We start from the raw sequence: 13,051 nt of genomic DNA on the forward strand, positions 1-13,051 counted from the left end.
CTTGGGCTGCTCATGCGGTACAACTCCCCATCAGGAACCGTGTTTCTACGCCGGGGGTCCGTACAGCCCGGCCGTACGACCTCACGTACTGCTCCATGATGGCCACGCAGCGTGACTCTCGTCACGTGAACGAGAAAACTCCTCTCCCCTCCCGGCGGGAGCCGCGCGAACGCTTCTACCGGCGCGAACGCCAGTCCATCCCCAAAGCCCGCGGCTTCGTCCGGGCAGCCCTCAACGGCTGGGGAATCCGGGAACGCGCGGACGACATCACGCTCTGCGTCAGCGAGTTGGCGACCAACGCGCTGCTGCACGGCGTCCCGCCCGGACGCGGTTTTCTGCTGCTCCTCCACCTCGACGCCGACGTCGTCCGCGTCGAGGTGCACGACAGCGGCGGCGGCCGGCCCCGGTGCGGCGGCGTCGTGGAGGACACCGACGAATCGGGGCGGGGGCTGCTGCTCGTGGCCGCGCTCGCGGACAAGTGGGGCGTGACGGAGCGCGACCCGGGCAAGGTCGTGTGGTTCGAGATCAGTACTGGTTCGGCCGCTTCTTGCTGATCATGTGGGCCATGCCGTAGGCGCCCCCCGCGGCCACGGCGAGACCCAGGAGGGCGACACCGCCGTTGAGGCGCTTCCACCAGAACTTGTGCGGAGCCATGGGCTCGTTCTCCAGCACGAATTCGAGCAGGTCGGTGCCGCCGGCGTCGAGCAGGGTGAACACGTAGCCGTTGGCGACGCCGAAGTACGCGCCGAGCGCGGCCAGGACGGCGGCCCAGACGTGCGGTCCCGCCCCGCGGCCTCCGGTGCGGCCCACCACCGTTCCGACACCCACCGCGAGCAGGGCTGCCACGACCAGGTAGCCGGCCTGAAGGCCTACGCGGGACAGATCCTCGTTCGAGGCGAGCAGGATGCCCGCGTAGGCCGAGCCCACGGCCGCCGCGACGAGCAGGCCGAGGAAGAAGGCCTTGCCCGGCTTCGCGCCACTGGGCGGCGGGAAGCCGGGGGCGTACGGGTACGGGTGGCCGGGCTGCATGGGCTGCATCGGCTGCTGCGGCGGGTAAGGGGCGGGGTAGCCGTACCCCGGCTGCGGTGCGGGTGGCTGTACGGGCTGGCCGTACGGGTTGTGCTGAGGCGGGTGCGACTGCCAGGGCTGGTTCATGGTTCCCCCGATGGTGAATGCTTTCCCCGCGCATCAGTGCGGGAGCGGCCCAAAGTATCAATACCAGGGGCGGGTGATCCGGTAGCCTGCCCCGGGCCCTTCGCCTTTCAAGCAACCGTTCGCACCGCTTGAACCGTCTGAACCACCTGAACCATCTGCGCATTCTGTTTTTTCGGGGGATCATCACATGCGTGTCCGTCGTGCCGTCGGCGCTGCCACTCTCGCGCTCGCCGCCATCGCCGTACTGTCCGGCTGTACCGACAATCCGAACGACAAGGCCTTCGGAGGCCTCGGCGACATGCCCGCGCCACCGACCGGGCCGAATCCGTCGTTCACGATGACTCCGCCGAGCGGACTGCCCGACGCTCCCGGCACCTCTGGAGGAACCGGCACCTCTGGAGGAACCGGCACCTCTGGAGGAACCGGCGGAATCGGCGGCAGCAGCGCCAGCCCCACGGCGCAGCCGTCGTACAACGCGGACGCCCTCAGCGAGGTGATCGGCGAGAACTGCCGTTTCGAGCGTTCCGCCGGGCGGATCAGCTACGACGTCGACCTCCAGAACGCGTCGACCGACTTCGCCTACCGGTACAACTTCACGGTGGAGTTCAAGGTCGGCATGTACCCCAACTCCACCGTCGCGAGCAAGAGCATCGGCTCCCGGTTCGAGACGGTGACGGTCGCCCCGAGCGGCGACCGGTCCGTCACGGTGCACGCCTCCCACAGCACCAACGACCGGCTCGTCTACTCCTGCCAGGTGACCTCGGCCCGTAAGTCCCCGGCGTCCTGACACGGAAGCCGCGGGGACGGGGTGGCACGCGCCACACCCGTCCCCGCGGCGACGGAGCCCGCGGGTCGGCGGATCAGCTGAGCAGCTCCACCTCCGCGAGGGTCGCGGAGCCCCGCGGCACCAGCCGGTAGTGCCCGTACGTCCCCGGCCGCGCCACCGTGAACACCCGCGTCTGCTGGTCCCAGGCGAAGGATTCACCGGAGCGCTTGTCCAGCCGCTTCCACGTGCGGCCGTCGGCGGATCCTTCCAGCACCCAGCCGCGCGGCGCCTTCGCCCTGTCGGTGGACGACGTCAGCGTGTACTGCACCGCCTTGGTCGCCTTGCCGACCGGGAGCTCCAGGGCTCCCGACTCCGAAGTGGCCGCCGTGGCCGAGGAGTCGTCGAAGAGCGCGCCGTCACCCTTGAGGACGTCCCGCCTCGGCGACGGCACCTTGTCGTCCTGGGTGATCGACACCGGCTGGGCGTTCTTGCCGGAACCCCACGCCGACGGCTTCGGGCCCATGTCGAACTCCAGGACCCCGCCGCGCGCGATCAGCTTGTGGGGGAGCGCGGTCGACGTCCACGCCTTGCCGTTGACCTTGAGCCCCTGCACGTACACGTTCTTCGCGCTGTTCCTCGGCGCCTTGACGACCAGGTCGCGGCCGTTGTCCAGGTGCACGGTCATCTTCTTGAACTGCGGTGAGCCGATGGCGTATTCACCGCTGCCCATCACCAGCGGGTAGAAGCCGAGCGAGGAGAAGAGGTACCAGGCGGACTGCTCGCCGTTGTCCTCGTCGCCGTGGTAGCCCTGGCCGATCTCGCTGCCCGTGTAGAGGCGGGCGAGGACCTCGCGGACCTTCTCCTGCGTCTTGGCCGGCTGCCCGGCCGCGTCGTACATGTACGCCACGTGGTGGGCGACCTGGTTGGAGTGGCCGTACATGCCCATGCGGACGTCGCGCGCCTCCGTCATCTCGTGGATGACGCCCCCGTACGAACCCGCGAACTCGGCGGAGCCGGTCTCGGGCGTCGCGAAGTACGTGTCCAGCTTCTCGCCCAGCTTCTTGCGGCCGCCGTAGAGGTTGGCGAGGCCGCGGGAGTCCTGCGGGGCCGTGAAGGCGTAACCCCAGGCGTTGGTCTCCGTGTAGTCGTGACCCCACACGCGCGGGTCGAACTTGTCGGAGGGGACACGCCACTTGCCCTTGGCGTCCTTGCCCTGGAAGAAGCCGGGGGCCGTGCCGGCGCCCGCCGCCTTCTCGTCGAAGAGGTTCACGTACTCCCGGGCGCGGTTGAGGAAGTACCGCGACTCCTCCTTGTAGCGCTTGACGCCCGTCTTCTTGTGAAGCGCCTCACCCATGCGGGAGATGCCGTAGTCGTTGAGGTAGCCCTCCAGCGCCCACGACAGGCCCTCATGCGTCTCGCTGCTCGTGTAGCCGAGGAACGGCGAGGTCTTCATGCCCTTGCGGCCGACGCCCGCGCTCGGCGGCACGACCGTCGCGTTCTTCAGCGCGGCCTCGTACGCGGCCTTCGCGTCGAACTTCACGCCCTTGACGTACGCGTCGGCGAACGCGACGTCCGACGAGGTGCCCGTCATCAGATCCGCGTAGCCCGGCGACGACCAGCGCGAGGTCCAGCCGCCGTCCTTGTACTGCTGCACGAACCCGTCGACCAGCTCGCCCGCCTTCTTCGGCGTGAGCAGGGAGTACGCGGGCCACGTCGTCCGGTAGGTGTCCCAGAAGCCGTTGTTGACGTACGGCTTGCCCTCGACGATCTTCGCGCCGGTGTGCGTCGGGGTGTCCGGGCCGGTCTGCGGGGAGAAGGGCGAGGCGTACTTGTACGTGTACTTGCCGCCCGCTGAAGCGACCTTCTCGAAGCCCGAGTTGGGGTACAGGTACAGCCGGTACAGCGACGAGTACAGCGTCGTCAGCTGGCCCTGGCTCGCACCCTCCACCTCCACCTTGCCGAGGATCGCGTCCCACTGCTTCTGGGCGCGGTCCTTGACGCGGTCGAAGGAGGTGCCCGCCGGGATCTCCTGGCCGAGGTTGGCCTTCGCCTGGTCCACGCTGATCAGGGACGTGGCGAGACGGAGAGTGACCGTGCGGTCCTTGCCGGGGGCGAAACGCAGGTAGCCGGTGACGTCACCGCCACCGCCGCCCGCCAGCTTGCCGCCCGCGGTGACCGGCGCGTCGAAGGTCCCGTACACGAACAGGCGCGTGGCGCCCGTCGACAGGCCGGACTTGACGTCCGAGAAACCGGAGACGATCCCCTTCTCCTCGTCGAGGGTGAGACCGCCCTTCTCCGAGACGTTGTCGAAGATCACGCTCGCGTCGTCACCCGGATAGGTGAATCGCATCATCGCGGCGTGGTCGGTCGGCGCCATCTCGGCCTTGAGGCCGTTCTCGAACGTCACGCCGTAGTAGTGCGGTCGCGCCGTCTCCTTCTCGTGCCGGAAGGGCAGCGCCCGCTTGGTCCGCGAGGCGTTCGGGGTGTCCTTGTCGACGGACGGCATCAGCTGGAACGTCTGCCGGTCGCCCATCCACGGGCTCGGCTCGTGGCTCGCGCCGAACGCCTGCATCGTCGGCAGGTTGTCGTCGTTGTTGCCGCGCGCGTAGTCGTACAGCCAGCTCAAGGATCCCGCGTTGGTCACCGGCGTCCAGAAGTTGAAGCCGTGCGGGACCGCCGTCGCCGGGAAGGTGTTGCCGCGCGAGAAGCCGCCGCTGGAGTTGGTGCCGCGGGTGGTGTCCGCGTAGTCGGAGGGGTGCGCCTTGGGCCTCGGCGGGGCCTTCTCCTTCAATGACACGTCGTCCAGCCAGCCGCGGAACTTCGCCGGGCCCTTCGGCGCGTCGTACGCGACGAGGATCCGGTCGACCGTCTTGCCGCGCGCGACCTCGCCGACGCGGGAGGAGACGTTGTTCCACTGGTTGACGTAGAGCACCTTGGCGGCGCCCTGGCCGCGCGGGTCCAGCGGGAAGCCGTGCTGGTCCGTGGCCTTGAGGTCACTCAGATAGGTGCCGTCGGTGAACGCCAGGTCCACGGAGACGTGCGTCGCCGCGTAGTCGAGGTCGCCCTCGGCCATCGAGGGAAAGACGCGGTAGCCCAGCTCGGTGTTCCGCCGCACCGGCACGTTCACGTCGAAGACCTTGTTGTACGAGTACCCGCGGCCGTCGGCCTTGTGGGTGCCCGCATAGCGCAGCGCGTGCCTGCCCGTGAACCCGGCCCGCGACTTGGCGGTGGGCGAACCGCTGGGGCCCCGGTCCACCAGGCTCAGCATGTCCTCGGGGGCGGGGGCTTCGGCGCCGCCCACCGAGAGCTGCACATCGGCCAGTTGGACTATGTCGGGCGCGCCGTTGTTCGCGGTGACGTCCAGGCGGTAGTGGCGGTACGCAGTGGTGTTGGCGAAGTCGTACTTCTTCGTCTTGTGCCGGCCGTCGAAGGCCTCGCCCTTGCGCTCATCGAGGACCTTCCACTCCTTGCCGTCGGCGGAGCCCTTCAGGGTCCAGTCCTTGGGGTCGCGCGGGGCGTGGTCGTTGGCGGACGTCAGCGCGTACGTCACCACCTCGGCCGGCTCCTTCAGGTCGAACTCGACCCAGCCGGACGTCGCGAACGTCAGCCACTTGCTGGTGGCCTCGCCGTCGACGAGGTTCTCCGCGACCTCGCCCGAGCCCGCGTTCTCGCCGCTGGCCCGGACCTCGGTGACGTGGTCCATCACGCTGCCGGGCAGGCCGGAACTGAACGCGCCGTTCACGCCCGAGGCCTTCTTGCCGCCGCCGGGGGCCGTCTCCACGGTGTTCAGCCAGTCGGGCCGCGCTTCGCCCTCCTCGAACGAGGAAGCGAACTCCTTCTCGACGCGCGGCGGTTTCTCGGGCCCCGCGACGGCGGCCCCCTGCGCGGCCACGACGAGCGCGAGCGCCAGCGTGCCGATGGCCACCGGCGGACGATGGTGTCTATGACGAGATCTGCGTGCCATGTGCGGCATCCCCGAGCCCCTCCCTGCGAGTTGGACAACGTTGTCACGATCGCTGCGCAAGGTCTAGTAGGGAGTCAAGTGACGAAGGGTGTCAAGGCTGTTGGCGTTATTCGCGGGGCTGATGCCACGTACGAGGCCGAACGGGACGCCCCGGGGCAGATCGGGTGGTCGGCGGAACGGGTCCGGCACCGGCAAAGGATCACCCGCGCGCCTCTCCGGTAGCGTCGGGGCATGAGTCATCCACATCCAGAGTTGAAAGCCGCCCCTCCACTGAACAAGCGTGGGCTGAGGATCGTCGCCCTCGGCGGTCTGGGTGAGATCGGCCGCAACATGACCGTCTTCGAACACGCGGGCAAGCTGCTGATCGTCGACTGCGGTGTGCTCTTCCCCGAGGAGACCCAGCCCGGGGTGGATGTGATCCTGCCGGACTTCACCTCCATCCGGGACCGCCTCGACGACGTGGCGGCGATCGTGCTGACCCACGGCCACGAGGACCACATCGGCGGTGTGCCCTACCTGCTGCGCGAGCGGTCCGACATCCCCGTCATCGGCTCGAAGCTGACGCTGGCGTTCTTGGAGGCCAAGCTCAAGGAGCACGGCATCCGGCCGCGTACGGTACGCGTGCGCGAGGGCGACCGGCGCGGTTTTGGTCCCTTCGAATGCGAGTTCGTGGCGGTCAACCACTCCATCCCGGACAGCCTCGCGGTCGCGATCCGTACCAGCGCCGGACTGGTCCTGCACACCGGGGACTTCAAGATGGACCAGTTCCCGCTGGACGACCGCATCACCGACCTGCGCGCCTTCGCCCGGCTCGGCGAGGAGGGCGTGGACCTGTTCCTGACCGACTCCACCAACGCCGAGGTGCCCGGTTTCACCACCTCCGAGCGGGAGCTGAACCCCGCGATCGAGCAGGTCATGCGGACCGCGCCGCGCCGCGTGATCGTCTCCAGCTTCGCCAGCCATGTGCACCGTATCCAGCAGATCCTGGACGCCGCCCACCAGCACGGCCGCAAGGTCGCCTTCGTGGGCCGCTCGATGGTCCGCAACATGGGCATCGCCCGTGACCTCGGCTATCTGAAGGTCCCCGCCAACCTGGTGGTCAACGTCAAGGAACTGGAGAACCTGCCCGACCACAAGGTCACCCTGGTGTGCACCGGCTCCCAGGGCGAACCGATGGCCGCGCTCTCCCGGATGGCCAACCGCGACCACCAGATCCGCATCGGCAAGGGCGACACGGTCCTGCTCGCCAGCTCCCTCATCCCGGGCAACGAGAGCGCCATCTACCGCGTCATCAACGGCCTGACCCGCTGGGGCGCGAACGTCGTCCACAAGGGCAACGCCAAGGTGCACGTCTCCGGGCACGCCAGCGCCGGCGAACTCGTGTACTGCTACAACATCGTCAAGCCCCGCAACGTCATGCCGGTGCACGGCGAGTTCAAGCACCTGAAGGCCAACGCCGACCTGGCCATCCGTACCGGGGTCGACCCCGACCGGGTGGTCATCGCCGAGGACGGCGTCGTCGTCGACCTCCTCGACGGACGCGCCAAGATCACCGGGAAGGTCCCGGCGGGCTACGTCTACGTGGACGGCATGGAGGTCGGCGGCGCCACGGAAGCCTCCCTCAAGGACCGCCGGACCCTCGCCGAGGAGGGCGTGGTGACGGTGGTGGCGATCGTCGACGCCGACACCGGCGCCCTGGCCGAGGCCCCCGACTTCCTGGCCCGCGGCTTCGTCCACGACGAGACCACCTTCGAGTCGGTCGTCCCCGTGATCGAGAAGGCCTTGGCCAACGCCGCCCAGGAAGGCGTCGGGGACGCGCACCAGCTCGAACAGCTCATCGCGCGAGCCGTGGCGAACTGGGCGTTCCGCACCTACCGACGCAGGCCCCTGATCATTCCTGTGATCATCGACGCCTGAGCCGCCCACCCCGACGCCGGGCACGCCCGCCCCGAGGGGGAGGGCACACCCGGCGTCGCGCGCGGCCGCGCGGGAAAGTCCATGGGGACCGGCGCGAAAGTCCACGCGCCGGCCAGGCGATGTGCGAGAGGTTTTGACCATGGATCTCCGCAGGTCTCAACTCGGAGAACCTGTGGCGGAAACCTGTATTCGATCTTGCCCAGCCAACCGGGAGTGGACTATACCTGTCGGCATTCGCGCAGCCGTTCGGCACGATCGCACGACCCCAGCTTCACACCACCGCGGTGCCGGGGAGGGTCCGGTTCACCGCCTGAGTCCTGGAGAAGGCGAGGACTTGAGCATGGGATCCACCAGCGTCAACCGTCGTGATGTGATGAAGAGGGCGGCGGCCGCCGGCCTCCTCGCCGTGCCGGCCGTCGGGGCGCTGAGCTCCTGCGCCAGCGGAGGCGGCGGGGAGAACGAGGCCGAGAAGGGCGAGAAGTCCAAGAAGAACCCGCTCGGGGTGAAGCAGGACGCGGCCCTGACGGTCTACATCTTCAACGGCGGATACGGCGACAAGTACGCCCAGTTCGTCACGGACATGTACGCGAAGAAGTACCCCGAGGCCAAGCCGGAGCAGAAGGCGACCGAGAAGATCGCCACCCAGGTCCAGCCGAAGATCGTCCGTGGCAAGCCCACGGCGGACGTCGTCAACAACTCCGGCGCCGAGCAGATGAACATCGGCAAACTGGTGCACAACAAGCAGGTCGCCGACCTCGTCGAGGTGCTCGACGCACCCTCCTGGGACGACCCGGACGTCACCGTGCGCGAGACCCTGGTGCCGGTCGTCGAGCAGATGGGCCGCTTCGGCGGCGAGGAGTGCTACCAGCTCAACATCGCGCTGACGGTGTACGGCAACTGGTACTCCGCCAAGCTCCTGGAGGACGGGCTCGACAGCGCGTACCCCAAGACCTGGGACGAGATGCTCGCCGTCTGCAAGAAGGCCAAGGCCAAGGGCATCCACGGCTGGAGCTACCCGGGCGGCCACCCGCGCTACATGTTCTTCAGCATGTACGCGATGTTCGCCCAGCGCGGCGGCCGCGAGGTCATCGAGGCGATGGACTACCTGGAGCCGGACGCCTGGCGGCACGACGCCGTCAAGGACGTCTTCGAGGCCTGGGAGGAACTGGTCGCCAAGAAGTACGTGCTGACCGGCTTCGACGGCCAGCAGGCCCACACCGAGATGCAGACCGCGTGGACGAAGGAGGGCAAGTGCCTCTTCGTGCCCAACGGCTCCTGGGTGGAGAACGAGGCGAAGGACACCACGCCCAAGGACTTCCGGATGGCGGTGGGCGCGACCCCGTCGCTCGACTCCGGCGACAAGATGCCGTTCGGCACGCTCTACGCCCCCGCCGGTGAGCCCTTCATCGTCCCCGCCAAGGCCAGGAACCGGCAGGGCGGCCTGGAGTGGATGCGGATGATGTACAGCAAGGAAGCCGCCCTCAACCTCTTCAAGGAGGTCGGCTCGATGCCCGTCGTCAAGGGCGCCATCGACGGCGTGAAGCTGCCCTCGGGCACGGCGAGCGCCCAGGCGGCCATCAAGGCGGCCGGCGAGAACATCGTCATCCCCCAGTTCATGGACTGGTACAACGAGCTGTTCCGCGAGGACTTCAACAACATGATCCACAAGTTCATGCAGGGCCAGATCGGCCCCAAGCAGGCGATGGACACCATGCAGAAGGCCTCCGAGCGGATCCTGAAGGACCCCGACATCACCAAGGTCAAGAAGGCCTGAGCGGACGACACACCAAAGCCGACGAGGCACAGGAGCGGGCGGGGCTGAGCAGCGTGAAGACCGAGACCCGGGTGGGCGAACCGCCACCCTCGAAGAAGACGCGGACCGAGCACAAGCCGCCGCCGCCCCCGCTCCCCGGCCTGCTGCTGTGGCCGGCGGTACTGCTGCCGCCCGGCCTCACCCCGAGGCGCGTCCGCTACGACCGGCGCTACCGCACGCTCGACAAGTACCGCTTCATCGTGGGCTTCCTGGCCGTGCCGCTCGCCTTCTACGCGCTGTTCGTCGTCTCGCCGTTCCTCCAGGCGATCTACTACTCCTTCACCGACTGGTCCGGCGGCCCGGTCGCGAACTTCATCGGGTTCGACAACTACCGGAAGATGTGGGACGACGTCCGGTTCTGGGACTCGCTCCAGGTCAGCGCGCTCCTGCTGGTCGTCGCACCCCTTCTGACGCTCGTACTCGGCATGTTCTTCGCCTACATGATCACCGCGGGCGGCCGGCACCGCAGGGGCAAGGCCATCGCGGGCGTCGCCGGCTCGTCCTTCTACAAGGTCGTCTACTTCTTCCCGCAGGTGCTGTCCGTCTCCATCATCGCCGTGGTGTGGGGGCGCGTCTTCAACACCAACAGCGGCCTGATCAACGGCGGTCTGGAGAAGGCCGGCATCGACGGGCCCGCCTGGCTCGGCGGCGACGAGACCCTCGCCCTCATCGCGCTGCTCACCGTCATCAGCTGGAGCTTCGTCGGCTTCTACGTCGTGCTGTTCTCCGCGGCGATGGGGGCCATCCCCAAGGACATCCACGAGGCCGCGCTCCTGGACGGCGCGGGCCGCGCCCGCAGCTTCTTCGGCGTCACGCTCCCGCTGATCTGGGACACGGTGCGCACCGGCTGGATCTACATGGGCATCCAGGCGCTCGACACCTTCGCGATCTGCCTCGTCATGGTGCCGCCGCACGTCCTCAAGGTGACCCCGGTCTTCCTCTACGAACGCTTCCGTGACGGCCAGTACGGCTACGCCACGTCCATCGGCGTCGTCCTCCTCGTCCTGAGCGTGGCGTTCTCCCTGATCGTCATGCGGGTCGGGAACCGCGACCGGATCGAATACTGACACCGCGGGAGCCACTGCATCATGACCACGACCGCCACCGCCGCGCCCCGCCCCGACAGCACCGCCGCACCCCGCGGCGAGAGGGAGTCGGGCGGCACCCTCAACGTCTTCTCGCACGCCTTCCTCGTCCTGTGGGTGGTTCTGGCCGCCGGGCCCCTGATCTGGGTCGCGCTCACCGCGTTCCGGCCGTCGGCCGAGATCCTCAGCGACCCGATGGGCTGGCCCGCCGCGTTCCACTGGGAGAACTTCACCAACGCCTGGAGCAAGGCCGACATCGGCCGGTACACCATCAACTCGCTGGTCATCCTCTGCGGTTCGCTGACCGGCACCATGCTGCTCGGCTCCATGGCGGCCTACGTCATCGCCCGCTTCACCTTCCCCGGCAACCGCTTCGTCTTCATGCTGTTCGCGGGCGGCATGATGTTCCCGGTCATCCTCGCGCTCGTCCCGCTCTTCGCCGTCATGGAGAACTTCGGGCTCCTCGACACCCGGCCGGGCCTGATGATCGCGTACATCGCCTACTCGCTGCCCTTCACCACCTTCTTCCTGACCTCCTTCTTCCGCACGCTGCCGACCGGCGTGCAGGAGGCGGCGATGGTCGACGGGGCCTCGCACACCCGCACGTTCTTCCAGATCATGCTTCCGATGGCCAAGCCGGGCCTGGTCAGCATCGGCATCTTCAACTTCCTCGGCCAGTGGAACCAGTACCTGCTTCCGCTGCTGCTCAACAACGAGGAGGAGAAGAACTACGTGCTGCCGCAGGGACTCGCCTCGCTCGCGGTCTCCCAGGGCTACCGCGGGGACTGGGGCGCGCTCTTCGCGGGCCTGACCATCGCCATGCTCCCGGTGCTCGTCGTGTACGCCGTCTTCCAGCGACAGGTACAGGCCGGTCTGACCTCCGGAGCGCTCAAGTGACCTGGTGAAGCAGGTGATTTCAGCTTGGCCACGAAAGTGGTCTAGGCCTGTCGGGCCAAAACCGGACGTGAGTAGTGTCGGCGCGACGGCGCCGCGGGGGGCGACTGTACGCGCCAAGTCGACACCGATGTCGAAGGGTTGAACAGCATGAGGAATCGAATGGTCGCCACCGGTGCGGCAACGCTCTGCCTGGCGCTTGGACTTACCGCCTGCGGCGGGGACAGCGACAGCGGTGACGGCAAGACGATCAAGCTCGTCGCCGCCGACTACGGCGACAAGGCCTCCAACGCCTCCAAGGTGTACTGGAACCAGGTCAAGAAGGAATTCGAGAAGGCCAACAAGGGCTACAAGGTCGACGTCCAGGTCATCAACTGGAATGAGATCGACAAGTCCGTCAAGAACATGATCCAGGCGGGCGACGAACCCGACCTGCTCCAGACCGGCGGCTACGCCGACAAGGTCGCCGACGACCTCCTCTACAAGGCGGACGAGGTCATGTCCGCCAAGACCCGCGACAACCTCATCCCCACCTTCGCCAAGGCCGGGGAGGTCGACGGCACCCAGTACGGCATCCCCTGGGTCTCCTCCAGCCGCGTCATGTTCTACAACAAGGACGTCTTCAAGAAGGCCGGTGTGAAGACCCCGCCGAAGACCTGGGACGAACTCGCCGCCGCCGCGAAGAAGATCAAGGACAAGAAGGCCGCCGAGACCCCCTACGCCCTGCCGCTCGGCCCCGAGGAGACCCAGGGCGAGACGATGATGTGGGAACTGGGCAACGGCGGCGGCTACACCGACGCGAGCGGCAAGTACACCATCGACAGCCCCCAGAACGTCGAGACGTTCGAGTGGCTCAAGACCGAGCTGGTCAAGCCGGGCCTCACCTACGCCAACCCCGCCTCCACCGACCGCAAGACGGCCTTCGCCGACTTCGCGGCCGGCAAGGTCGGCATGCTCAACGGCCACCCGAGCCTCATCCAGATGGCCAAGGGCGGCAAGGTCGACTACGGCGTCGCGCCCATCCCCGGCAAGGAGGGCCCGCTGAAGAGCACCCTCGGCGTGGCCGACTGGATGATGGCGTTCAAGGACGGTGGCGCGGAGAAGGAGGGCGTGAAGAAGTTCCTGGACTTCACGTACTCCAAGAAGATGCTGGCGTTCGACGAGATGTACAACCTCATGCCGGTCACCCAGGACGCCCTGAAGGAAATGCAGACCAACGGCAAGCACAAGGACCTGGAGCCGTTCTTCGAGGTGCTGCCGAGCGCCAAGTTCTACCCGCTGGGCGACACCACCTGGGACCTCGTCTCCGCCGAGATCAAGAAGACCGGCGGCAAGGCCGTCGTCGACGACCCGAAGCAGGTACTCGGCGACCTCCAGAAGAAGGCGCAGACGGCGGCGGCCGAGGCCAAGTAGCGCGCTCACCCCGCTCCTGTCACACCTCCCCGTCCGCAAGGAGT

General features: G+C 67.9%; 9 protein-coding genes. 7 read left to right on the top strand and 2 right to left on the bottom strand.

Features of this window, described 5'->3' with window-relative positions:
• Positions 1 to 125: 125 nt before the first annotated feature.
• Positions 126 to 554, top strand: coding sequence for an ATP-binding protein (locus tag ACF062_RS08015; RefSeq protein ID WP_392136930.1), 429 nt, complete (start codon positions 126 to 128; stop codon positions 552 to 554).
• Here the strand turns inward: ACF062_RS08015 and ACF062_RS08020 are convergent.
• Positions 526 to 1,155, bottom strand: coding sequence for a hypothetical protein (locus ACF062_RS08020; RefSeq protein WP_392136931.1), 630 nt, complete (start codon positions 1,153 to 1,155; stop codon positions 526 to 528). The genes ACF062_RS08015 and ACF062_RS08020 overlap by 29 nt on opposite strands.
• 187 nt (positions 1,156 to 1,342) lie before the next feature.
• On the opposite strand from ACF062_RS08020, the gene ACF062_RS08025 reads away from it, so the two are divergent.
• On the top strand, positions 1,343 to 1,942 hold the full coding sequence (locus ACF062_RS08025; protein WP_392136932.1) for a hypothetical protein: 600 nt from the start codon (positions 1,343 to 1,345) through the stop codon (positions 1,940 to 1,942).
• A gap of 73 nt (positions 1,943 to 2,015) precedes the next feature.
• On the opposite strand, the gene ACF062_RS08030 is transcribed toward ACF062_RS08025, so the two are convergent.
• Positions 2,016 to 5,885, bottom strand: a complete 3,870-nt coding sequence (locus ACF062_RS08030) for a GH92 family glycosyl hydrolase (protein WP_392136933.1) — start codon at positions 5,883 to 5,885, stop codon at positions 2,016 to 2,018.
• A gap of 231 nt (positions 5,886 to 6,116) precedes the next feature.
• On the opposite strand from ACF062_RS08030, the gene ACF062_RS08035 reads away from it, so the two are divergent.
• The 5 genes from ACF062_RS08035 (at position 6,117) to ACF062_RS08055 (ending at position 13,007) form a co-directional block, all read left to right on the top strand.
• Complete coding sequence (locus ACF062_RS08035) at positions 6,117 to 7,802, top strand: ribonuclease J (protein ID WP_320589649.1); 1,686 nt, start codon at positions 6,117 to 6,119, stop codon at positions 7,800 to 7,802.
• Positions 7,803 to 8,142: 340 nt separating this feature from the next.
• Positions 8,143 to 9,576, top strand: coding sequence for an N-acetylglucosamine/diacetylchitobiose ABC transporter substrate-binding protein (gene ngcE, locus ACF062_RS08040; RefSeq protein ID WP_392136934.1), 1,434 nt, complete (start codon positions 8,143 to 8,145; stop codon positions 9,574 to 9,576).
• 164 nt (positions 9,577 to 9,740) lie between these two features.
• Entirely contained in the window at positions 9,741 to 10,682 is a 942-nt protein-coding gene (locus ACF062_RS08045; RefSeq protein WP_223779247.1) for a carbohydrate ABC transporter permease, read from the top strand.
• Between the two features lie 21 nt (positions 10,683 to 10,703).
• Positions 10,704 to 11,597 carry a carbohydrate ABC transporter permease gene (locus ACF062_RS08050; protein WP_392136935.1) on the top strand — a complete coding sequence of 298 codons (894 nt, stop codon included), beginning with the start codon at positions 10,704 to 10,706 and terminating at the stop codon, positions 11,595 to 11,597.
• A gap of 147 nt (positions 11,598 to 11,744) precedes the next feature.
• Positions 11,745 to 13,007, top strand: coding sequence for an extracellular solute-binding protein (locus ACF062_RS08055; RefSeq protein WP_392136936.1), 1,263 nt, complete (start codon positions 11,745 to 11,747; stop codon positions 13,005 to 13,007).
• Positions 13,008 to 13,051 lie beyond the last annotated feature (44 nt).

Source organism: Streptomyces sp. NPDC015345 (genome assembly GCF_043078805.1).
Classification (GTDB): Bacteria; Actinomycetota; Actinomycetes; order Streptomycetales; family Streptomycetaceae; genus Streptomyces.

Excerpts from the sequence above, each read along its gene's own strand:
- ACF062_RS08025 (WP_392136932.1), top strand. The coding sequence starts at position 1,343 with ATGCGTGTCCGTCGTGCCGTCGGCGCTGCCACTCTCGCGCTCGCCGCC.
- ngcE (WP_392136934.1), top strand. The coding sequence starts at position 8,143 with ATGGGATCCACCAGCGTCAACCGTCGTGATGTGATGAAGAGGGCGGCG.
- ACF062_RS08050 (WP_392136935.1), top strand. The coding sequence starts at position 10,704 with ATGACCACGACCGCCACCGCCGCGCCCCGCCCCGACAGCACCGCCGCA.
- ACF062_RS08035 (WP_320589649.1), top strand. The coding sequence starts at position 6,117 with ATGAGTCATCCACATCCAGAGTTGAAAGCCGCCCCTCCACTGAACAAG.
- ACF062_RS08055 (WP_392136936.1), top strand. The coding sequence starts at position 11,745 with ATGAGGAATCGAATGGTCGCCACCGGTGCGGCAACGCTCTGCCTGGCG.
- ACF062_RS08020 (WP_392136931.1), bottom strand. The coding sequence starts at position 1,155 with ATGAACCAGCCCTGGCAGTCGCACCCGCCTCAGCACAACCCGTACGGC.
- ACF062_RS08030 (WP_392136933.1), bottom strand. The coding sequence starts at position 5,885 with ATGGCACGCAGATCTCGTCATAGACACCATCGTCCGCCGGTGGCCATC.